Genomic DNA, 23643 nt, shown 5'->3' with positions numbered 1-23643 from the left:
AAGCCAAATTAATACTTTAGCGACAATTACAATTTTATGCGTATACTTTTCATTTTAACCTTTGCTTTAAGCCAATTTATAAATGCCCAAACACAATATCCTCAGGATTACTTTATATCGCCTTTGGATATCCCTATAGTACTATCTGGAACCTTTGCTGAGCTGCGATCCAATCATTTTCATTCTGGAATGGATATAAAAACTCAACATCGTGAAGGGTTAAGTGTATATGCTTCTGCAGACGGATATGTGAGTAGAATTAAAATTTCAAGGTACGGTTACGGAAAAGCATTATATGTAACTCATCCAAATGGCTACACTACGGTTTATGCTCACCTTCAAAAATTTAACCCAAAGATTGAAAAATATATTAAAGAAAAGCAATACGAAAAAGAATCGTTTGAAATAGAAGTTTTTCCAACTGCTTCTGAATTATTGGTTTCTCAAAAGGAGTTAATTGCATATAGCGGAAATACTGGAGGTTCAGGAGGACCTCATTTACATTTCGAAATACGTGACAAATCAGAACGTCCAATGAACCCTATGTTGTTTGGTATAGATACTCAAGACACAACACACCCTATTGTTTCCTCTTTATATCTATACAACCTAAAGGATGACGGAACGATTAATAACAACGTGGAAAAACAAAGACTCCGGTTGATACCTCAAACTACAGGAGACTATTTAGTTGAGCCTATAATTGCTTACGGAAAAATAGGTCTTGGTATTTCCACTACCGATAGACAAGATTTAGCAGCTAATAAGAATGGTGTTTATAACATTCAAACATTTAATAATGGAAGCAAAAATTTTGAATTAGATTTTAGACGTTTTTCTTTTGATGAAACACGACATATTAATCGCTTAATCGATTACAGTCATTATAAGTCAAAAAAAGAGCGTATTCAAAAGCTATTTATAGAACCAAACACCACGTTAAGTTTATATAACAATGTTTTGGATAATGGCATTTTAAACATTCAAGACAGCACATCTTCAGTATTTAAAATTAAAGTAAATGACTTCAAGGGAAATGACACCTGGGTTACAATAAACATAGATGGCAAAAAGCCGGAAACCCCACTTACTAAAAAAGAATTGTCTACACCTCATTTTGTTCAGTGGAACCAATCATGCAAAATAGATTTTAAAGGTATTTCCATTAATATTCCTTCGAACACGTTTTATGACAGCTTCTATTTAGAAGCCACTACATCTAATGACACTCTTTACTTAGGAGAAGATATCATTCCAGCTAAAAAATATTTCACAATAGATTTCGATATTAGCAAATACAACGAAATTGATAAAAACTACCTTTACATTGCCGAACTTATAGGCTACAACAACAACTACCCATCTTATATTACCACAAATCGCAAAGGAAATACACTTAGTGGCAGAACACGTAATTTAGGAACTTATACTTTAGCTTTAGACAACACTCCTCCCTCCATAACTCCCAACAATTTTGAAGATGGTAAATGGATGAGCAACTATAGATTTTTAAAAGTGAAAATTCACGATAGCGAATCTGGAATATCAAATTACCGTGCAACCATTAACGGAAAGTGGATTCTTATGGAGTATGATTATAAAACAAAAATGCTAGTATATGATTTTAATGACGGTGTTATTACTGACACCAAGAACAATTTAAAAATCATTGTAACCGATAATGTTGGAAATAGTTCTACTTTTGAGGCTACCATTTACAGAAAATAAAATTACATTGAATAATAATCTTCGCTTGTTCTTATTGGCTTTTTGTTTAGGGTTTTCATTTTTTGGAATATCCCAAACCGCAACCATTAAAGGTGTTATACTTGATGAGACTAATTTCCCTATAGAGGGCGTAAACATCTCCACAGGTACAGAAGGAACTCAAACTAACGAGAACGGGTTTTACACTTTGGAAATACCGGCGAATAAAAAGGTTATAATAGAATTCACCCATATTACCTTTCAACTTGTAAAAGCAACATTCAAACTCAAAAATGGGGAGTCTTTGGAATTTAACCCTGTGATGAAAATGGCTGTAGAACAAATTTCTGCCGTAGTTATTTCAGGAAGTAAGAGAAAAGATGTTGAGGGCATCATAACGCTTGAACCCGAAACCATAAGACAAATACCTGGAGCAAACCCAGGAGTAGAAAATCTCCTTCAGTCATTACCTGGAGTTAGCAACAATAATGAATTGAGTACCCAATATTCAGTTCGTGGTGGAAATTACGACGAGAACTTGGTTTACGTTAATGGTATTCAGGTTTACCGCCCGTTTTTAATACGTTCTGGACAACAGGAAGGATTGAGTTTTGTAAATACAGACCTTGTACAGAATGTTAATTTTTCTGCTGGTGGATTTCAATCAAAATATGGTGACAAGCTATCGTCAGTCTTAGATATTACTTACAAAACTCCATACGCTTTCAATATTAATGCCGATTTAAGTTTATTGGGAGCCAGTTTATCGGTTGAAGGTGTAAGCAAAGATTCTAAGTTATCTGGAATTGTAGGTGCCCGCTATAGAGACAATAGTCTTCTTGTAAACGCCAAGGAAACCCAAACAAATTACCATCCAATATTCGTTGATGTTCAAACATTTTTAACCTATAAGTTTTCTAATAAATTTCAGTTAAGTTTTTTGGGGAATGCTAGTTTGAATAAATACAACTACGAACCAGAAACTCGTCAAACTAACTTTGGAACCATTAGTAACCCTATTGCTCTTTTGGTGTTTTATGAAGGTCAGGAAAAAGACCAGTATTTAACTTTATTTGGAGCATTTAAAGGGTCGTACTTTGTTAATGAAAATCTTACTTTAGAATTACTCTCTTCTACTTATCATACAACTGAAGAAGAGTACTTTGACATTCTAGCACAATATCGTCTAGGAGAAGTAAACAGTAACATTGGTGATGAAAACCTTGGCGAAGTTGAGTTTAGCGAAGGTGTTGGCAGCCAGTTAAATCACGGTAGAAATGATTTGGATGCTTTAATTACAAGTATAGAGCATAAAGGTCAATTCAAAACTGGTGGTAGCAATATTGAATGGTCTGTAAAATACAACCATGAAGACATTCGTGATCGATTGGTAGAATGGGAAGTAATTGATTCGGCTGGTTTTTCCATCAGCCCTCCGTATTTAGATGTTTCAAACGAACAACCTTATGAACCATACACCGGGCCTTTAGCACCATACCAAAATGTTAGAGCCACAAACTACACTACAATTAACAGAATCCAGGCTTATGCCCAATGGAGTAAAAAAACAACCATAGGAAATAGCGATGTTTGGTTAAACGCAGGCACTAGAGTTCATAATTGGACCGTAAACGGTCATGATATTAATAAAAACAATCAAACTGTTTTTAGTCCAAGAGCTCAATTTGCTATAAAACCAGAGTGGAAAAACGATATGCTATTTAGAGTTGGAGGAGGTTATTACTACCAACCTCCATTTTATAGAGAATTAAGGGATTCTTCTGGTGCTGTTAATTCAAATGTTAAAGCACAAAAGTCAATACACATTGTTGCAGGTAATGAATATAGTTTTAAGATGTGGGATCGACCTTTTAAGCTTACTACAGAAGTATATTATAAGCACCTTGCCGACGTTAATCCGTATACAATAGATAATGTAAGGATAAGATATCGTGCCGACAATAATGCCAAAGCTTTTGCCTATGGATTGGATATGCGATTAAATGGTGAATTTGTTCCTGGTACAGAATCATGGTTTAGTTTTGGATACTTAAAAACAGAAGAAAACATTGACAGTAGAGGCTATATTGCCCGCCCTACAGATCAACGTTTAAAGTTTGCAGCTCTATTTCAAGATTATGTTCCAAAAATGCCAGACATGAAAATGTATCTGAATATGGTATTCAACACAGGCTTGCCTGGTGGATCTCCTAGTTATGCTGATCCTTATGAATACCAAAACCGATTACCTTCTTACAAACGAGCTGATTTAGGGCTACAATATGTAATTGTTGATAGAAACAAGCAATTCGAAATGGGATGGCGCAAACCTTTCAAGGAACTATCCGTTGGTTTTGAAATTTTCAACATTTTTGATGTTCAAAACTCAATAACCAATACCTGGGTTCGTGATGTTTATAGTAAACGTCAATATGCCATACCAAACTACCTAACCCCACGGGTATTTAATATTAGAACGAGAATGACATTTTAATATTTTTTTATCAGATAAATGACCTTATAATTAAGGAGGATTAACATTTCATAGAATAAAATATTATACATCACAACTTTATCTTAAAAAAACACACTCTCATAAACCTGTATTCTACACGTTTTTCCTATGAAAGGTATTGCTTGACCTTACAATTTTAGCTATATTTATATATACCTGAAATTCAAACCTCTAACATCATGAAAAGCAATCTCACTACCCTTTTTTGTATTATTTTCTCTCTATTATTACTACAATGTTCTAGCGTAAAAGTTATGGATACATGGACATCTGAGAATCTTGATGACTTTAAAAACAATAATGTTCTTGTTATAGCCAGAACCTCTAATCAACAGGCTAGAATCGCTTTTGAGCAATCTATCGCAAAACAGTTAAACTCTAAAGGCATTAAAGCAACCGAAAGTTTTAAGGATCTTCCTAATTTGAACCCTGATAAACAACTAACCGACGAACAAAAAGAAAATCTAAAAGCCATGTTAGTAAATGAAGGTTACAACGGTGTAGTATTAAGTGTAATTAAGCATCAAGAACAATCTACGCGAACTTATCAATCTGGAGGATATTATGCAGGTGCAACCTATCCTACTTACTATGGTGGTTTTTACGGCTATTACTATAACCCATACTCCTACTCAACTTTTGGCACCTACGTTCCTTCAACAACTACAACAGAAACCGTTCGCACATTCATTTTAGAAACTGTAGCTTACGATTTAAATCAATCAGAAGGCAAACAGTTAGCCGCAGTAGTAACCACCAAAATAGAGGACCCACAAAATGTCACTAAAAATGCTGAAGAGTACGCTGAAAAAATTATTAAATCCTTAGAAAAAAAATAATAAATGAATTAAAGTAAAATGCTGTGGTTTGCTAAACAAGAGATGGGTTTCATTTCTTTTAATATAAAATTATAAGTGTCTTAGTTTAGTTTTCTATGATTTGAAAATGAATCAAACATAAACAAAACTAAACTAACACATGTGCTACATATTTAAGCTATTAATGTTTACATTTGTAGCATTATGAAAATAATATCCAAAAACATCCGTCATTTAAGAAACCTTAAAGGACTTACACAAGAGAGTTTAGCCGAAGAGCTTAAAGTACCACGATCGCGCATAAGCTCCTATGAGGAAGGACGATCGGCACCAACTATAGAGATGCTCATAGCCCTTTCGAATTATTTTAAGCTGCCTGTAGATATCTTGGTGCGTAACGACTTGAGCAAAGCATCAAATTCTTCCTTTATCGAAATAGGCAACCAGCGCGTACTGTTCCCAATTATGGTTGATATAGAAAACGACAACCTTATAGAAGTGGTTCCTGTAAAGGCATCGGCCGGGTATTTGGCCGGATATGACGATCCGGAATACATCGAGCAATTGGATAAAATTAAGCTTCCTTTTTTACCCACTGGAAAACACCGCGCATTTCCTATTAAAGGAGATTCAATGCTACCTATAAAAAGTGGATCGTATGTAGTGGGTCGTTTTATAGAAGATCGTTGCGACATTGTAAGTGGAAAAACCTATGTGCTACTAACCCTTGACAATGGTATGGTTTATAAGCGCGTATACAATCATATTGAAGAAAAGAATTCATTGCTATTAGTTTCTGATAATACTGCTTATGAACCGTACGAAGTGCCCATAGACGAGGTTCTTGAGATTTGGGCGTTTACCTGTAGTATAAACACTCAGGAATATGACGAACAGGAACTTAAAATAAGTAGTATTATCAACATGTTTAACAGTTTGGGAGTAGAACTTAAAGCCCTTGAAAAATCTTTTCGATGATATACAGCATTGTAGACATAGAAACTACTGGCAGCAGTAATAAGATTACAGAAATTGCCATTTTTAAATATGATGGAGATACCGTAATTGATGAGTTTACCAGCTTAGTAAACCCGCAGACCTATATTCCTCCTTACATTACTGCTTTAACAGGCATTGACAATACTATGGTGGACAACGCCCCAACCTTTGCAGAGGTAGCCGAACAAATAGCTGAAATTACTAAGGATACTGTATTCGTTGCCCATAATGTGAATTTCGACTATAACATTATCCGTAGTGAGTTTAAGGAAATTGAAATGGATTTCCGAAGACCTAAACTCTGCACCGTTCGTTTATCGCGCAAACTGTTACCTGGCTTTCATTCTTATAGCTTAGGAAAACTATGCTCTGCCTTAAATATTGATATATCTGGACGACACCGTGCACGTGGGGATGCCGAAGCTACTGTTACTTTACTTAAGCAGTTGTTGAATCAGGATCAGGCCCAGACAGTAGTAAGTTCTTTTTTAAAACGCAATTCAAAAGAAGCTACTCTTCCACCTCATTTGGACAGAAAGGTTTTTGAGGAACTACCAGAAACAACAGGAATATATTTTTTCAAAGACAAAAAGGGAAAAATAATATATGTAGGGAAAGCTAAATCTATAAAAAAGCGTGTATTGAGTCATTTTTATGATAAAAGCGAGAAAGAACGATTACTCTGCAGTGAAACCGTAAATATTGACCATGAATGCTCAGGTAGCGAACTTGTCGCTTTACTCATGGAAGATGCTGCAATAAAACAACATTTCCCCAAATACAACCAAGCAGCAAAACGACCAACACGATCGTATGCCCTGTTTAGTTACAAGGACAGGAGAGGTATTAACCATTTAGCATATAACCCACTTAAAAATGCGCCATCTCCATTACTTGTGGTTCATAGTATAAGGGAGTGCCGTGATTTTCTGGAAAAACTTTGCAAACAATTCAATTTATGTCCAAAATATTGCCATCTTCAGGAAAGTGTAACCGAATGTTCGCACTATAACATTACCAATTGCAAAGGCGTATGTCGGGACAAGGAAAGTGTTGCCCTATACAACGTTCGTGTCCAACAAGCTATTAATCATATAAAAGAGCTTGGTCAAGATAATATTATTAAGGAAATAGGAAGAACTATCGACGAAGAAGCTTATATATGGATTAAAAATGGCGTCTATCAAGGCTACGGATTTATAGACAAAGAAGAGCAAATTAACACCCATGACGATTTAGAGCCGTATTTAGTAGCGCAAAAAGACAATACTGATATCCAACGTATCTTGAGATCGGCACTATTGAATCAATAAAGATTGAAGTATCATTGTGAGAAACAATAACGATAATACTATTTTACCCTAAATAATGTGCAAGCATTACTTTATATGTCTGACTTAATTTTTAGATTGAGCGCAGTCAAAATCGCAAATTACACCAATAAAATATCGACTACGCTCAAATTACCAATGATATTATACTCTAAAAGTACTTATGTCCTTAGTGCCCATGTTCAGAATGGTCTTGCACATGACCTTCACCAGATTGGTTCATAGCCATTGTTCTGTCGTATTGGCAACAAGATGGAAGATTATCATAAGCCACGGTAGCACCGGCAACTTCTTCGGTATCATAACCAGATGCTGCAATCGCCTCTTGAATTTCCATTTCATTGGTAACAGCACCATCAAAAGCTACATCGATTTTCTTTTTAGCCACATCCCAGTTTGCTTGGGTTACCCCTTCTACGCCATTAGCAGCTTCTTCAATGGTCTGTTTGCACATCCCACAATTTCCTCTAACACCAAAGCTTGCTTCTGTCATAGCAACTTCAGCAACCGCTTCAGTTGTATTGGTTTCCTTTTCCTGTTTTGGTTCATTTTTACAGCTACTTACTGACAATGCAGCAATTACAGCCATACTTAAAATTACTCGTTTCATAGATTTAATATTAATTGATATAATTTTATAATAACTAATTTATTGTATCCTTTACCTCTCCACATCTCAACATACTACTCCCAAAATATGGATTTCTAATGGAGGTTTCTCCACTCAACCAATAGGCTCCCTTGTTAGAGTTGGCCATCGGGCAATGTTGTAAATACACCTTTTCCTGTATACCAAAAAGTTGTAGGGCTTTTAATAGACTCTCGGAAAGCACTATAAATTGATTTCGTTGTTTTTCAATGACATTAGTCACTGCAATTCCTTCAGCTCTAGCCTCCAGATCCTTGTAAAGTTTCATCCATTCGTTATGGGCATTGTCTTCTGTGAGTAAACCCATATCTATATTCTTCAAGGCTTCAACCAAAAGTTTAGCCATTTTTTGCGCATCATCAGGATTATCTTCTACAAGAGCATTCTTAACATTCTTATACCCATTATAAACAACTTGGAGCTCCTTCTGAAACTGATTTGACACACTAATCCTTGAGACCATAAGAGGTTGCTCATTTTCTTCAGCTTTCCTAGTAGCATTCATCATGGATGCTTTCCCCTGTAACTGCGCTGCAGCATCGACGGTAAACGTTCCGTTGGTTACAATTTCGTCCCCATTACTCAAGCCACCAATCACCTCATAACTATCACCTATTTTATTGCCGATAGTCACCTGTCTCATTTCAAAAACAGCTTGATTTGAAATAGTTTTAATGTAGACTACGGAGCGCTCTCCTGTCCAAAGCACAGCCGATGATGGAATTACAATTCGGTCTTTACCTTTTTTAGACTGAACAACAACACTCCCTTTAACAAACATACCCGGTTTAAAAATATCATCGGTATTTTGTAACACAGTACGCAATTTCAAAACTCTTGTATTATTGTTTAATACGGGATCGATAAAATCTACTACAGCAGTAAATGATCTGTCAGGATACGCATTTAAAGTAATTTCTATACTTTGCCCTTTTTTAAAGTGTTCAACTTGATTTTCATAAACATCAAAATTTGCCCAGACTGTATTTAAATTTGCAATTTTAAAAAGCGGTTGTCCTTGCTTTATGTAATCACCGGTTTCTACCATTTTCTCAATCACTGTACCTGATACAGTTGCATAAACTGGAAAGCGTTCCCTTACCGTTCCCGAAGACTCAATAGCATCTATTTGCTTATCCGTCAATTTCAATAATTTTAATTTACTTCTTACTGCCTTATACAGTTCTGGTTGATTAGATTTTATTTCTGAAGCAGTAAGTAGTTCTTGTTGTGCTGCATATAATTCGGGAGAGTAAATGTTGGCCAACAATTGCCCTTTATTAACCTGTTCACCTGTATAGTTAACATGCAACTGTTCAATTCTTCCAGAAAAATAACTAGCTTGAACTGTGTTTGCAGTCTCATTTTCAACAATTTTACCAGTCAAAATTATACTGTTATCTAATGTAGAGGCATTTCCTACAACAGTAGTTTGAACACCAGCCAAGGCCATGGCGCGATCTGTTAATTTAAATTGATTAGCGCTAAGTCCTTCAGAACCTTCTTCAACAGGTATTAAGTCCATACCACAAATAGGACAATCTCCTGGTTCTGGTTGTAAAATCTGAGGATGCATAGAACAGGTCCACATTTGAGTGGTTTTAGTGTCTTTACTAACTTCTGCTGACTCAAGAGTTGCGTTTGAAGGGCCTTTAAACAAAAACCACCCTAAAACAAAACCAGCTAACACCAATCCTAAATATATAAAGTACTTTTTCATCTGTTATAATTTAAGTTGTCTTAATCGTAAAGCATTTGTAATTACTGATACCGAACTGAAACTCATCGCCAAAGCAGCAATCATAGGAGAAAGTAAAATTCCAAAAACAGGATATAAAACACCAGCAGCAATAGGAACACCTAGTGTATTGTAGATTAGTGCAAAGAACAGGTTTTGTTTAATGTTTTTCATCACCCCATCACTCAATGCCCTAGCTTTTACTATACCCTGTAAATCACCTTTAACAAGAGTGATAGCGGCACTTTCTATCGCTACATCAGTTCCTGTTCCCATGGCAATACCAACATTGCTTTTTGCCAAAGCCGGCGCATCGTTTATGCCATCGCCTGCCATTGCCACCAGTTTACCTTGTTTTTGTAAATCTTTAACAGTGTTTAATTTATCTTCGGGGAGCATACCCGCCTTATACCCCGAAAGATGCAGTTGATCAGCAACAGCTTTGGCCGTTTTTTCATTATCCCCAGTAAGCATTATTACATCAACTCCTTTGCCTTGTAGGTCTGTTATTGCCCGAGCACTGGTTTCTTTAATTTTATCTCCTATAACCACGTAGCCCAACACCTTTTTATCAACTGCTAAAAAGGAAACTGTTTTACCTTGATTTTGATAAGTAGATGCTTTTTGTCCAATATCGTCACTAAGAGATGCTCCAATGTGCTCAATCATTTTATTGTTCCCAAGGGCAAGGGTTTTACTTTCAATTCTGGCAGATACCCCTTTACCGGAAACCGAATGGAAATTATCGGTCTTCAAAATTCTTGCTCCCTTTACCTTTCCATAGGCAACGGTTGCTTTAGCCAAAGGATGCTCACTATTGTTGTTTAAGGCTACTATATATTCCAGCAGTTCTGATTCCTTTATGTTTTCATCAAATACACCAATGGTTTCTACCTGAGGTTTTCCCTCTGTAATTGTCCCCGTCTTATCAATAATGAGTGTATCTATATCACTCATACTTTGTAGCGCTTCGGCATTTTTAATTAAGACACCGTGTTGAGCCCCTTTACCTACACCCACCATTACAGACATAGGCGTTGCCAGCCCCAAAGCACAAGGACATGCAATAATGAGTACCGCAATAGCATTGACAAAGGCGTAAACATAAGCTGGATTGGGACCAAAAATTGACCAAATCAGAAATGTAATTACCGAAACAAGAACCACTATAGGCACAAAATATGCAGATATTTTATCTGCCAGATTTTGGATAGGCGCTCTACTCCTACTAGCTTGGTTCACCATTTCAATAATTTGCGACAACAACGTATCACTCCCCACCTTTTCGGCTTTCATAAAAAACACTCTATTTCCGTTAATGGTACCACTACTAACTTTAGCTTTAACCGTTTTATCAACTGGAATAGGTTCACCCGTAATCATAGATTCATCAACTGAAGTATCACCTTCGGTAATCACTCCATCTACCGGAATCTTTTCTCCTGGTTTAACTTTTAAAATATCACCGATTTCGATGCTATCTATATTAACTTCAATTTCCTCACCATCTACTATTTTTAAGGCCTTGTTAGGCGCTAGTTTAAGTAACTCCTTTACGGCACTATTGGTTTTGCTATGTGCTCTGGCTTCCAACAATTGTCCTAAAAGCACAAGTGTAAGAATAACCGTAGTTGCCTCAAAATAAACATGAACAGCGCCTGCATGTGTTTTAAACTGATCAGGAAAAAAAGATGGAAATAACAATCCAAAGACACTAAACAACCACGCGACACCAGCTCCAATCCCTATTAGGGTAAACATATTAAGGTTCCACGTTTTTATGCTTTTATAAGCACGCTCAAAAAACATCCAAGCAGCATAAAATACTACTGGCAAAGACAATCCTAATTGAACCCAATTCCAATAGGTTTGTCCCATAACATCATATAATGGATTTTTTGGCAACATTTCACTCATGGCAATTAAGAAAATAGGAAGCGTAAATGCTACTGCCCATTTAAATTTCTTGAGCAAGTTGTTATAGGTTTTCTCTTCAGCAGAAAGTTCAGGTTGTAGTGGAACTAAATCCATACCGCAAATTGGACAAGACCCTGGCTCATCTTTAACAATTTCGGGATGCATCGGACACGTATATTGTTGACTTGCATTAATATTTTGCTCCTCCAGCAGGTCCATTCCACAAACCGGACAGTCTCCAGGTTTATCATAAGTTTTATCATCTTCACAGTGCATAGGACAATAAAACGTTCCCGTACCTTTGCTCTTTTTATTTGGTTTAATATCCATAGTCTGATCCTCTTGACGGTCTCCTTGATTATGAATACTATATCGACCTCCATCAGCTTCTAAAGCCTCCTGAAAAGTCTCCAATGGGATATGTTTTGCCATGTCGATTATAGCTTCTTCCTTTTTAAGATCAACTGTCACTTCAGTAACATCTTTTACCTTAGAAAGTGTTTGTTGTACATGGTTCCGGCAGCCATTGCAACTCATGCCGTGTATGTGATAAGTATGTTGCATATTACTGACTTAAATAGTTGATTATTGTATTTTGAATATAATAGCGTTTAAGAGCTTCCACCTGTTCCATTTGAAATTTCAATTGTAATTCCTGTATGTCTAGAATGTCATTAAAATCAACCGTACCGGTCTCATAGGATTTAGTCAATAAGATTTCTGCATGTTTGGCCTCTTCTAAGTTTATTACTTGCGTATTGTAACTTATTCTTGATGCTTCTCTTGATTTCAAAGCCTTTTCTAAAGCAATTTCCAACTTATTGAATCGATCTAGCTTTTGATAAGTTATTTCCTCTTGAAGAAGCTTATTCTGCTTACTTGTAGATTTATATTTTGAATTGAAGATAGGTATGGATATCGATACCATAGGCATTACAATATCCTTTCCGTTATCTACCACATCCATATCTGTCCGCTTTTGAACATTAATATAATCTAATCCAAAACCCATCATGGGGCTACTTTCTTTTTGGTTTAACAATTCCGATTGTATCACCGACTCATATAATTTGTCGTATTTTATAAGCTCAGGATGCAATTCCAAGTCATATTTTTTATTTAAATCGTCCGTTTCCGGAATAAATAGACTGTCAACTAATTGAACAACTATATCCTTATCTCGATTGAGAAATTTATTCAATGCTGTTTGTTCTGCTAAAAAATCCTGATCAAGAATCTTTTTAAGCTGCTCTAAATCGTTTTGTCTCATTTGCAATTGTAAAATATCTACTGCCGAAGCCTCTCCCACCTCCAAAGAGGTTAATGCTAATTGCTCATAGCTCTGAAGCAACGCTATATTTTCAGTTAAAATCCCTTGCTTTGCCTTAATGGTATAGAGGTTATAATACGACTGTGATACTGACGCCATCAACTTTCGTTTTACTATAGCAATGTCTTGATATTTACTATCGATTAAAGAACTGACGTAATTTTCCCTTGCAGTAATAGTTCCAAACCAAGGCACCATTTGCTTTACCGATACTTTAAATCGTTGCGGACCTGTTCTTGTTTCCGGTTCACTAATAAAATAGCCTACACCTAAATCAGTATTACCAATTGCATTAACCTCATTTACCTTTTCAGAAGCACGTTGGTATTGCATTTCAAACATCTGCACCTCAGGGTTATTTATCAATGCTTCCTCTATTAAGCCATCCAATTCCTGAGCACAGATACTATTGGATAATATGAATACTCCAAGGACTATATTTTGTAATGTTAAATAGCTTCTTTTCATTTTCTTCTGGTTTTTAATTGAAACTCCTGTTTCCAACAGTACAATACAGGAACAACAAAAAGTGTAATCAATGCAATAAGCATTCCTCCAAAGCTTGGAATGGCCATTGGAATCATGATATCACTTCCTCGACCTGTAGAAGTCAGTACTGGCAACAATGCGAGTAAGGTTGTAGCGGTAGTCATTAAACAAGGTCTGATGCGTTTTTCACCGGCCTGAATTACAGATGCCCTAATTTCATTAACTGATTCCGGCCTATTTAACTTAAAGTTTTGCGTTAAGTAAGTTGCCATAACTACACCATCATCAGTAGCAATTCCAAACAACGCAATAAAGCCCACCCAAACAGCAACACTGAGGTTAATGGTGTGCATTTGAAATAAATCACGCAGATTCTCACCCAAAAAACTGAAATTTAAAAACCACTCTTGACCGTATAACCAAATCATAATAAAACCACCAGCAAAGGCAACGGCAATTCCGGTAAATACCATAAGTGAAGTCGCCACCGATCTGAACTGAAAATACAGAATCAAGAAAATAATCAAAAGCGCCAAAGGAACGACCACGCTTAGCGTTTTTTCTGCCCTGAGTTGGTTTTCATAGGTTCCAGTAAACTGGTAACTAATTCCATTAGGAACAATCAATTCCCCAGATTCAATTTTTTCCTGAATTAGGTTTTGGGCTTGTTCAACGACATCTACTTCTGCATAGCCATCCTGTTTATCAAAAAGTACATATCCTACTAAAAAAGTATCCTCACTTTTTATCACTTGAGGCCCTTGTTCATAGCGAATTTCGGCTAATTCACTTAAAGGAACAGGTTTACCATTAGAAACAGGAACATATATTTGCTCTAATGCAGTTGGATCGTCACGTAATTCCCTCGGGTATCTTACTCGCACACCATAACGTTCACGGCCTTCAACTGTTTGGGTTATTATCATTCCCCCAACAGCTACCTGCAAAACATTTTGTACCGCATCGACGGTTATTCCATATAAGGCTAATTTTTGACGGTCTATATCAATCAGTAAATATGGTTTACCAACAATCCTGTCGGCAAAAACAGCTTCATGCTTAACACCTTTAACATGTTTTAAAACAGTTTCCAATTCAACCCCAAAAGCTTCAATCTCCTTCAAATCCTGACCTTTGACTTTAATCCCCATAGGAGCACGCATTCCCGTCTGCAACATCACTAAACGTGTTTCTATTGGCTGTAACTTAGGAGCTGAAGTTACACCTGGCAAGCGGGTAACCTTTACAATTTCGTTCCAGATATCGTTGGGAGACTTAATCTCAGGGCGCCAGTTTCTATAGAATTGACCATCATTGTCTTCTGTAAGCATACTGGATGTCAAATTAAGATTAGTTGAAATAATAACAGCATTGTCTTTCTTTGTGTTTGCTGAGTTAGGATTTAAAACTAACCTTCCGTCTTTTAATTCAAATAAACCATCCTCATTTACTTTATATCGTTGGCGCTGCCCCATGGCATTGAGCATATATTCCGGCTTGTACTGAATGATATTCTCATACATAGATAATGGTGCAGGATCTAAAGCAGATTCTGTACGGCCTGCCTTTCCAACAACTGTTTCCACTTCAGGTATATTGGCAACTGCCATATCCAATTGCTGTAATACCCTTTTGTTCTCCTCTATTCCTGAATGTGGCATTGACGTTGGCATCAACAAAAACGTTCCCTCATTCAAAGCCGGCATAAATTCTTTTCCAGTATGTTTCATGATAGAAAAACCAGCTACAACAATTACCACTGGAATAGACAAAAACAACAGCTTGTTAGCTAATGCCCAGCTTAAAATACGCGTATAGAATCGTTTAAAAACCGTAAACACCCCCAAAAGCCCAAAGCATATTATCCCAACGAAAAACAAATTCCAAAGCATACTTTTTTGTACACCTAACGGACGCCAATATTCCGCAAGAAGAAACACAATAACCGTTGTACAAATAATAATATTTAGGGTATTAGTTAAAGCTTTTGAAAGTCTGCCATTTACTTGCAAAACACTAACTGTAGAAAAAAGAACTAAAAACAAACCTAACCATGTTCCTTCAACAATTCCCAAAACTCCAAGTACAGCTAGAAATCCGTAAACAGCGTACCACAATATCTTGGAGATATTCTTTTTTCTGAAGAAAAAAGCTGCAAAAGGAGGAATTAAGAAAAGGGAAACTATTATTGATGCGATTAAAGCAAAGGTTTTTGTAAAAGCTAACGGACGAAATAACTTCCCTTCTGCTCCAATCATAGTAAAAACTGGAATAAAGCTTATCACAGTTGTTGTTACCGCTGCTATGATGGCTCCCGATACTTCAACAGTAGCATTATAAACCACAGTGTTTATAGGCAGTTCTTCATGGTTTTCATCTAAATGCCTGATGATGTTTTCAGAAAGAATGACACCGACATCTACCATAGTGCCAATAGCAATCGCAATACCTGACAAGGCAACAATATTGGCATCGACACCAAACTGTTTCATAGCAATAAATACCATTAATACAGCTACAGGTAATAATCCAGAAATAAGCAGTGATGCCCTAAGGTTAAATACCATAATCACAATCACCAAAATTGTAATTAAGATTTCTAGAGTAAGTGCTTCGTTAAGCGTACCTAAGGTTTCATTAATAAGTTCGGTTCGATCATAAAACGGAACAATAGTAACCTTTGAAGCCCGTCCGTCAGAAAGCGTTTTACTTGGCAAACCAGAAGCTATTTCATTGATTTTTCCTTTGACATTGTTTATTACTTCCAACGGATTGGCTCCATAACGAGCCACAACTACACCGCCCACAACTTCAGCACCTTCCTTATCTAAAATCCCCCTTCTACTACTTGGACCTAAAGCTACTTTGGCTATATCCTTTATCTTAATAGGAGTATAATCACTAGAAGTCACTACAGTCTCTTCAATATCGCTATATGATTTAATATACCCCAACCCTCGCACCAAGTATTCGGCTCGATTTATCTCCAGGGTTTGTGCACCAATATCTTTGTTGCTCTCTTTTACAGCTTTTACAATCTGCCCCAAACCAATACCATATTGGCGCATTAATTCAGGATTGACATCTATTTGGTATTCCTGCACAAAACCACCAATAGACGCAACTTCTGAAACTCCGCTGGCTGCAGACAAAGCATATTTTACCTGGTAATCTTGAATACTCCTCAATTCCTGTAAATCCCAGCCACCGGTAACATTACCATTTTCATCCCTTCCTTCAAGTGTGTACCAGAATATTTGCCCCAATCCGGTAGCATCTGGACCTAATGAAGGACTAACTCCGTCTGGTAAGAGACCTGTTGGTAGGGAATTCAACTTTTCAAGAATTCGACTGCGACTCCAATAAAAATCTACATCTTCTTCAAAAATGATATATATGCTTGAAAATCCAAACATTGATGAACTCCTTATGGTTTTCACCCCAGGAATACCCAATAATGAAGTTGTTAAGGGGTAGCTTACCTGGTCTTCAATATCTTGAGGTGAGCGCCCCTCCCATTTGGTAAATACTATTTGTTGGTTTTCACCAATATCGGGAATCGCATCAACAGCAACAGGTTTACGAGGGAAATTACCAGTATCCCAATTAAAGGGAGCATTAACAACGCCCCAACCCACAAAAAGTGCTAGTAGCAATACAGCCACCAGTTTATTTTCTATTAAATATTTTATGCTCCTATTAAGCATTATAGTTTAATTTATTAACCGTTAAACAATTTACAGTGCAATGTGTCCTTATCGCCATAGCAAAAGGACCGCGAGTTAAAACGGGGAATAAATCAAATAAGGTAAGTCTCGTCAAACTTATAAATTGGCCTGACAAATAAAGGGGGGGAATATTCTCGGTATTCGTCATTTTTATCCTGTACGGATTCAAATAACTCTAAATAGGTATGAACAAAAGTTGCGACAAACAGCTGTTGTTTAAAGGACAGTTTGTCTATATGAAACTGCTGTAATTCATCTTGACCAGTAACGGTTTGTTGTTTGTCCGAACAACAATTTTTCTTGGAAACGCTACACTCCTTTTTTGCAGATGTGCTTTTTATTGCCTTTTCCATTCCACAGGACTTGGCTTTTTTAAATAAGGAAACGTCAACTAAATCATCCCCACAATAGTGCATATCGAAAGTGAAGGACATTGTAGAAAAAAGTACTACAATGGCCATAAACATGGCACATATTTTAAACACTATTGTTTTCATTGAGAGGACTAAATTACAAATTTTTCTCAACTCGGATAAAGATTAACGCATATTTGGCTTTTATTAAGCTAAAAAAGGAGATTACACAAAAAATGCAATCTCCCTTAATAAAACACAATAAACAGACACTAACTGTTACTGGCTTTTAACTGATTTGTTACCCAAGTATCAATTTTATCCTCCAATAACTGCAACGGTATACATCCCGTCTCAAGAATTTGATCATGGAATTCACGGATATTAAATGCTTTGCCTAGTTTGTCTTGGGCACGATTTCTTAATTCGATTATTTTTAGCTGCCCAATTTTATATGACAGTGCCTGACCAGGATTGGCCATATAGCGTTCAATTTCACTCTCAATTGTATCGGCAGATTCTGCTTCGTTTTCCAAAGAATACTGAATGGCCTCTTCTCTAGTCCATCCCTTGGCATGGATACCTGTATCTACCACTAAACGAATAGCTCTGTGGATTTCATTACTTAACATTCCGAAATACTGATACGGGTCTTTATACAAACCTAATTCTGCTCCCATCGACTCTGCGTACAGCGCCCAACCTTCTCCATAAGCGCTATACCATAATGTTTTTCTAAACTCAGGAAGTTCGTTATTTTCCTGTGCCAGGGATATTTGAAAATGGTGTCCTGGAATGGCCTCATGCAAAAACAGATCCTCTTTATCGAAGACATTATACTTTTTAACATCCGGAATTGGCGTATAAAAAATACCAGGACGTGTTCCATCAAGAGAACCTGGACTATAATTAGCCGCAGCCGATTTCTCCCTAAAGGGCTCGGTGCGTCTAACTTCAAATGGTGTTTTAGGTTGCTTTCCAAAAAGTTTATCCAATTGGGGTTGCATCACTCTGTGAATGCTGTCATAAAACGCTATAACTTGTTTACGTTCTGTAAAAGGCATTAAGTTTTTACCTGTACGCACATGATCGAAAAAAGCATTCAAATCACCTTTAAACCCTACCTTTTCCTTAACCTTTTCCATCTCCCCACGTATTCTCGCTACCTCACTTAATCCTAATTGATGAATTTCATCGGCAGTTAAATTTGTCGTGGTATATTTCTTAATCTGATGATTGTAGTAGGCTTTCCCTAGCGGTGTTTCTGCAATCCCACTAGTCTCTCGTCCAGCAGGCAAATATTCTTCTTTTAAAAAAGTAACCATCGCTTTATAAGTAGGGATAACTTTTTCCGAAATCATGGATATATATTCACTCTTTATCCGCGCTTTATCTTCCTCACTAAAATCTTCGGGAATATTGTTAATAGGTCCATAAAACAAATGCTCTTCTGCCGGTCCAGATGCCAAAATTTCAAACTGGGGTATCACTTTCAACACAAGTGATTTTGGCAACACATACCCTTGAGATATGCCTGTTTTCATATTTTCCATGGCTGTTCCTAACCAAGTTAAATAACCATCTACACGTTTTAACCAATTTTGATAATCTTTAACAGTTGTAAATGGTTGAGCTGTAGTTCCACTGGCTAATTGATTAAAGTCAAGGTTTTTTGACCACATTTGGTCTATGGGCATTAAATTCTTTTTAAAGGATAGTGTTTCCAAGTTAATGTCGCAATCCCATAATAATACAGCCTTACTCATTTGTTGGGTTGGAGTAAGCAAGGAATCTGGAATATCGGCTAAGGCATTTTTATAATCAGTATAATATGCCTTCTTTTTAGCTTCATATTCTGATGATAAATAGTCAGGAAATTGATCATTAAAACGACTATCTCCTGCTTGGGTTGCCTTTAAAGGATCCAGTACCAATCCGTCTTCGTTGTAATTGGTCAACAATTCAGCAAAGACTTTATTAGTATTAACCTCCTCTGAAGGGGTCTTTGTTTCTTCTTTTTTACATGCATACAACACCATAAATGCTGTACAACATAAAACAAGTTTCTTCATTAGTTTGATTTTGATGCCAATAAATATAATAAGAAGTAATATAACACTCTCAAAAAAATAATTCTAGTTTCAATAAATTAGTATTTGGTGAGTAATACTAGAAGGGTTTAAATAGGTATTTAATTGTAAATTGAAAGACTAAGCTTAATTTGAAAAACAGACGGCAATGGATTCAAAAACAAACTATATCGTTCCAAAAGAAACACGTATAGGACATGTACACCTAAAAGTAGCAAACCTGCAACGTGCTTTGGATTTTTACTGTGGTCTACTCGGTTTTGAGCTAACTACAACTTATGGTGACGATGCAGCATTTATATCGGCTGGAGGTTATCATCATCATATTGGATTGAATACCTGGTTAAGTAAAAACGGACAGCCATCATCAAGACATAGTACAGGTCTATTTCACACGGCTATTGTATACCCAACACGAAAAGACCTTGCCATTATTTTAAAACGCCTCTTAGAGGCCAGATACCCATTAACTGGAGCCTCAGACCATGGAGTTTCCGAAGCTTTATACCTTAATGACCCCGATGAGAACGGTGTAGAACTTTATTGGGATAGACCAAAAGAACTATGGCCTAAAAAAACAAATGGATCATTGGATATGTTTACTAAACCTCTGGATCTTGAAGGGTTACTTAATGAAATTGAAGACTGAGGATTTACTTATCTCTCAACTCCCTACCATCAAGAGTTTTAGGAATACATTTATCAATTAATTAAGTTAAACTACCATACTCAGTCCAAGAACCATCATAAACAGATAAATTCTCATAACCTTGTAATTTTGCACCTAAAGCCAACACACATGCGGTAATCCCGGAGCCACATGAAAACACATAGTTTTTGTTAGGTTGAAATACAGATGTTAAAATCATATTTACATCCTCTGGAGACTTAAAGACTCCTTCATTCAATAAATCTCCGAAGGGAAGGTTGGATGACCCTGGGATGTGTCCACTTCGAAGTCCTTTTCTAGGCTCTTCAATCACCCCTTCAAAACGATCTTTAGAACGAGCATCTATAATTTGAACACTGGAATCGTTTATACTTTTTTGTATATCGTCAAAGAACTTAAAAAAATCAGGATTATAATTCCCCTTAAAATTTCCTGGAGAATCTGGTTTATCCAAAACGTTTTGAATGGGATACCCCTTCTTTTTCCAAGCAGGCAATCCGCCATCCAGTACAGCAACATTGTCGTACCCCATGGCTTTAAACATCCACCATGGTCGAGCACTGGAATAAATCCCCTTGTCATCGTATACTACAATAGCGCTATCATTATTTATCCCTAACTTTCTTGCTTCATTTTCAAACTGTCCAACAGAAGGCAAGGTATTGGGAAAGGTAGACGATGAATCACTAAAGGCTTCCTTTATATCAAAAAATCGACTATTGGGAATATATTCTTTACTATTGGTTTCTTGAGCAGACGCAGTTACTTTAGGAATACTGGCATCTAAAATGATCAAGTTATCGGCATCTAAATTAGCTTTAAGCCAATCGACAGACACTAAATCCGAAGGTAGTTTAATTGATTTCATCAACTAAAGTTACAAAACAAATCAATGTGTTTGCTTATAGGTATCATCCCAGTTTTTCACCTTAGGGTCTCCCAATTTATCAACAGATTTTGCGACTACCATAGATACCGCAGCATCTCCTGTTACATTAACTGTTGTTCTACACATATCCAATGGACGATCAACAGCAAAGATTAATGCCAGACCCGCTTCCGGGATTCCAGCTTGAGCCAATACTATAACTAACATTACCATACCTGCGCCAGGAACAGCTGCACTTCCTATAGAAGCTAAAGTAGCTGTTGCAATAATCCCTAGTTGCGTTGAAAAGCTCAAATCCATACCAAAGGCTTGAGCAATAAAAACAGCAGCCACTGCTTGGTATAAACTTGTACCGTCCATATTAATAGTTGCCCCTATTGGTAAAACAAAACTTGTTACCTCTTCTTCTACCCCCAGATGCTCTTCAACACGCTCCATGGTAACCGGCAAAGTTGCCGCACTACTACTTGTTGAAAACGCTAACAATTGAGCTGGAGAAATTCCATTAATAAAGAAACTTGGTGTTTTTTTAGTAATCAGCCATACAATAAGGATATATACACAAATCATTAAAGCCAATCCAATAACCACACAAAGCGCATACCATCCCAATGCTTTAAATAAATCGGTACTTGGCGCTTCAACTACCAAAGCAGCCAATAAGGCAAAAACCCCATATGGAGCCCCGAGCATAATTAAATCGATAAGCTTTAAAATAACCTCGTTAAATCCATCAAAAAATGCTTTCACAGGTTTTGACTGTTCTTCAGGAATTAATATCAGTCCTATACCGAAAAAGATAGCGAAAAATATAACCTGTAGCATATTACCATTATCGCTTGCCGCTTTAAAAATATTCCCAGGGACCAAATCCTCTAATGCCTTTAATGGACCAGCCTTTTTTTGTTCTTCTGCAGCAGCTATCTTTGAGTCGGCGTCACCTTTATAACTTTCAACAAGTTCTGTACGTGTTTGCTCTGTAATTGAAGCTCCTGGTTTAATAATATTCACTATTGCCAGACCTATTGAAACTGCAATAACCGTTGTAATAATATAGGTACCAATAGTTCTCCCTCCCATTTTAGAAAGCTTGGAAATATCCTTAAGATCTGAGACCCCTTTAATTAAAGATGCCAAAATAAGAGGTACAGCAATAAGTTTTAAGGCATTTATAAAAATGTTTCCAAATGGCTTAACCCAATCGGTAACAATTTGTTTCCCACCTTCGAATTGAAGCATTCCAAGAGCGAAAACCACCCCAAGTACCATTCCCAATACAATCTGCCAGTGCAGAGCAAGTTTTTTCATAAATATCAATTAAGCATCAAACTCTAAGTTTTTAGAGTTTATTTATACATTTTATTCATTAAATAATAATCTGCTAAAACCATAGCAGCCATAGATTCCACTATAGGTACAGCACGAGGAACAACACAAGGGTCATGTCTACCCTTACCTTGCATTTCAACAATATTACCATCTTTATCTATTGTTTCCTGATGCAGCATTATAGTTGCCACTGGCTTAAAGGCTACTCGGAAATAAATATCCATTCCATTACTTATTCCACCTTGTATTCCTCCTGAAAGATTGCTTTTAGTGGTTCCATCAGGATTAAATAAATCGTTGTGCTCACTTCCCTTCATTTTAGCGCCACAAAATCCACTACCATATTCAAAACCTTTTACAGCATTTATGGATAACATAGCCTTACCTAATTCGGCATGAAGTTTATCAAAAACAGGTTCACCTAGGCCAACTGGCACATTTTTAACCACACAGGTAACGGTTCCTCCTATGGTATCGCCTTCCTTCCTAACCCTTTTGATTTCAGAAATCATCTCTTTGGCAGTTACTTCATCTGGGCAACGTACTGGATTATCATCAACAGTAAACAAATCTAAATCCTGATACGGCTTATTAATAAATATATCTCCTACAGATGATGTAAAAGCTTGAATACTAACATTACCTAAAACCTGTTTAGCAATAGCGCCTGCTATAACCCTACAAGCTGTTTCACGCGCAGAACTTCGCCCTCCTCCCCTATAATCGCGAATCCCAAACTTTTTTTGGTATACATAATCGGCATGAGAAGGTCGGTAAACATCTTTAATGTGATTGTAATCGGCAGATTTTTGATTACTGTTTTCAATAACAAATCCTATTGGCGTTCCTGTTGTTTTTCCTTCAAATATTCCAGAGAGAAATTTAACTGTATCAGATTCTTTACGTTGTGTAACAATATCTGATTGTCCTGGTTTACGCCTATCCAATTCATTTTGAATGGCTTGAATATTTAAATCTATATTTGGCGGGCAACCATCAATAATACCACCTATGGCTAGTCCGTGTGATTCACCAAAAGTGGTCAATTTAAAAACATTACCAAAAGTGTTACCTGCCATATAAAGGATTAT

General features: G+C 36.7%; 16 protein-coding genes. 6 read left to right on the top strand and 10 right to left on the bottom strand.

Annotated elements, in window-relative coordinates:
- The first annotated feature begins 36 nt into the window (after positions 1-36).
- From PWU04_RS11090 to PWU04_RS11070, 5 genes are all read left to right on the top strand, one after another.
- Entirely contained in the window at positions 37-1728 is a 1692-nt protein-coding gene (locus PWU04_RS11090; protein ID WP_274476173.1) for a M23 family metallopeptidase, read from the top strand.
- Positions 1682-4201: a TonB-dependent receptor gene (locus PWU04_RS11085; RefSeq protein WP_274476172.1), complete on the top strand. Its 2520-nt coding sequence runs from the start codon at positions 1682-1684 to the stop codon at positions 4199-4201. Before PWU04_RS11090 ends, PWU04_RS11085 begins: the two co-directional genes overlap by 47 nt.
- Before the next feature lie 200 nt (positions 4202-4401).
- Positions 4402-5061 (top strand): hypothetical protein, encoded by a 660-nt coding sequence (locus PWU04_RS11080; RefSeq protein WP_274476171.1) that lies wholly within the window; start codon positions 4402-4404, stop codon positions 5059-5061.
- Between the two features lie 183 nt (positions 5062-5244).
- Positions 5245-6018, top strand: coding sequence for an XRE family transcriptional regulator (locus PWU04_RS11075; protein WP_274476170.1), 774 nt, complete (start codon positions 5245-5247; stop codon positions 6016-6018).
- A complete protein-coding gene (locus tag PWU04_RS11070; RefSeq protein WP_274476169.1) occupies positions 6015-7352 on the top strand; it encodes an exonuclease domain-containing protein in 1338 nt (445 codons plus the stop codon). Before PWU04_RS11075 ends, PWU04_RS11070 begins: the two co-directional genes overlap by 4 nt.
- A 187-nt stretch (positions 7353-7539) precedes the next feature.
- Here PWU04_RS11070 and PWU04_RS11065 read toward each other — a convergent pair whose 3' ends face one another.
- The 7 genes from PWU04_RS11065 to PWU04_RS11035 form a co-directional block, all read right to left on the bottom strand.
- Complete coding sequence (locus tag PWU04_RS11065) at positions 7540-7980, bottom strand: heavy-metal-associated domain-containing protein (protein ID WP_274476168.1); 441 nt, start codon at positions 7978-7980, stop codon at positions 7540-7542.
- A 34-nt stretch (positions 7981-8014) separates the two neighbouring features.
- Positions 8015-9739 carry an efflux RND transporter periplasmic adaptor subunit gene (locus PWU04_RS11060; protein ID WP_274476167.1) on the bottom strand — a complete coding sequence of 575 codons (1725 nt, stop codon included), beginning with the start codon at positions 9737-9739 and terminating at the stop codon, positions 8015-8017.
- A 3-nt stretch (positions 9740-9742) separates the two neighbouring features.
- Entirely contained in the window at positions 9743-12238 is a 2496-nt protein-coding gene (locus PWU04_RS11055) for a heavy metal translocating P-type ATPase (protein WP_274476166.1), read from the bottom strand.
- 1 nt (position 12239) lies between these two features.
- Positions 12240-13472: a TolC family protein gene (locus PWU04_RS11050; RefSeq protein ID WP_274476165.1), complete on the bottom strand. Its 1233-nt coding sequence runs from the start codon at positions 13470-13472 to the stop codon at positions 12240-12242.
- A complete protein-coding gene (locus tag PWU04_RS11045; protein ID WP_274476164.1) occupies positions 13469-17200 on the bottom strand; it encodes an efflux RND transporter permease subunit in 3732 nt (1243 codons plus the stop codon). The genes PWU04_RS11050 and PWU04_RS11045 overlap by 4 nt, the downstream gene beginning before the upstream one ends.
- 92 nt (positions 17201-17292) lie before the next feature.
- Entirely contained in the window at positions 17293-17718 is a 426-nt protein-coding gene (locus PWU04_RS11040; RefSeq protein WP_274476163.1) for an HYC_CC_PP family protein, read from the bottom strand.
- 128 nt (positions 17719-17846) lie between these two features.
- Entirely contained in the window at positions 17847-19646 is a 1800-nt protein-coding gene (locus PWU04_RS11035; RefSeq protein ID WP_274476162.1) for a DUF885 domain-containing protein, read from the bottom strand.
- Between the two features lie 166 nt (positions 19647-19812).
- On the opposite strand from PWU04_RS11035, the gene PWU04_RS11030 reads away from it, so the two are divergent.
- Positions 19813-20313 (top strand): VOC family protein, encoded by a 501-nt coding sequence (locus PWU04_RS11030; protein ID WP_274476161.1) that lies wholly within the window; start codon positions 19813-19815, stop codon positions 20311-20313.
- Between the two features lie 61 nt (positions 20314-20374).
- Here the strand turns inward: PWU04_RS11030 and PWU04_RS11025 are convergent, their stop codons facing one another.
- Genes PWU04_RS11025 through aroC form a run of 3 tightly spaced genes read right to left on the bottom strand, consistent with a single transcriptional unit; the run spans position 20375 to position 23631 of the window.
- Positions 20375-21202 carry a sulfurtransferase gene (locus tag PWU04_RS11025; protein ID WP_274476160.1) on the bottom strand — a complete coding sequence of 276 codons (828 nt, stop codon included), beginning with the start codon at positions 21200-21202 and terminating at the stop codon, positions 20375-20377.
- Between the two features lie 21 nt (positions 21203-21223).
- Positions 21224-22531 (bottom strand): dicarboxylate/amino acid:cation symporter, encoded by a 1308-nt coding sequence (locus PWU04_RS11020; RefSeq protein WP_274476159.1) that lies wholly within the window; start codon positions 22529-22531, stop codon positions 21224-21226.
- 38 nt (positions 22532-22569) lie between these two features.
- Entirely contained in the window at positions 22570-23631 is a 1062-nt protein-coding gene (aroC, locus tag PWU04_RS11015; protein WP_274476157.1) for a chorismate synthase, read from the bottom strand.
- Between the last annotated feature and the right edge of the window lie 12 nt (positions 23632-23643).

Origin of the sequence: Mangrovimonas aestuarii (genome assembly GCF_028767185.1) — a bacterium.
Lineage (GTDB): Bacteria > Bacteroidota > Bacteroidia > Flavobacteriales > Flavobacteriaceae > Mangrovimonas_B > Mangrovimonas_B aestuarii.
This window is presented reverse-complemented; position numbering and strand designations above follow the sequence as displayed.

Excerpts from the sequence above, each read along its gene's own strand:
- PWU04_RS11090 (WP_274476173.1), top strand. The coding sequence starts at position 37 with ATGCGTATACTTTTCATTTTAACCTTTGCTTTAAGCCAATTTATAAAT.
- PWU04_RS11085 (WP_274476172.1), top strand. The coding sequence starts at position 1,682 with ATGTTGGAAATAGTTCTACTTTTGAGGCTACCATTTACAGAAAATAAA.
- PWU04_RS11080 (WP_274476171.1), top strand. The coding sequence starts at position 4,402 with ATGAAAAGCAATCTCACTACCCTTTTTTGTATTATTTTCTCTCTATTA.
- PWU04_RS11075 (WP_274476170.1), top strand. The coding sequence starts at position 5,245 with ATGAAAATAATATCCAAAAACATCCGTCATTTAAGAAACCTTAAAGGA.
- PWU04_RS11070 (WP_274476169.1), top strand. The coding sequence starts at position 6,015 with ATGATATACAGCATTGTAGACATAGAAACTACTGGCAGCAGTAATAAG.
- PWU04_RS11065 (WP_274476168.1), bottom strand. The coding sequence starts at position 7,980 with ATGAAACGAGTAATTTTAAGTATGGCTGTAATTGCTGCATTGTCAGTA.
- PWU04_RS11060 (WP_274476167.1), bottom strand. The coding sequence starts at position 9,739 with ATGAAAAAGTACTTTATATATTTAGGATTGGTGTTAGCTGGTTTTGTT.
- PWU04_RS11055 (WP_274476166.1), bottom strand. The coding sequence starts at position 12,238 with ATGCAACATACTTATCACATACACGGCATGAGTTGCAATGGCTGCCGG.
- PWU04_RS11050 (WP_274476165.1), bottom strand. The coding sequence starts at position 13,472 with ATGAAAAGAAGCTATTTAACATTACAAAATATAGTCCTTGGAGTATTC.
- PWU04_RS11045 (WP_274476164.1), bottom strand. The coding sequence starts at position 17,200 with ATGCTTAATAGGAGCATAAAATATTTAATAGAAAATAAACTGGTGGCT.
- PWU04_RS11040 (WP_274476163.1), bottom strand. The coding sequence starts at position 17,718 with ATGAAAACAATAGTGTTTAAAATATGTGCCATGTTTATGGCCATTGTA.
- PWU04_RS11035 (WP_274476162.1), bottom strand. The coding sequence starts at position 19,646 with ATGAAGAAACTTGTTTTATGTTGTACAGCATTTATGGTGTTGTATGCA.
- PWU04_RS11030 (WP_274476161.1), top strand. The coding sequence starts at position 19,813 with ATGGATTCAAAAACAAACTATATCGTTCCAAAAGAAACACGTATAGGA.
- PWU04_RS11025 (WP_274476160.1), bottom strand. The coding sequence starts at position 21,202 with ATGAAATCAATTAAACTACCTTCGGATTTAGTGTCTGTCGATTGGCTT.
- PWU04_RS11020 (WP_274476159.1), bottom strand. The coding sequence starts at position 22,531 with ATGAAAAAACTTGCTCTGCACTGGCAGATTGTATTGGGAATGGTACTT.
- aroC (WP_274476157.1), bottom strand. The coding sequence starts at position 23,631 with ATGGCAGGTAACACTTTTGGTAATGTTTTTAAATTGACCACTTTTGGT.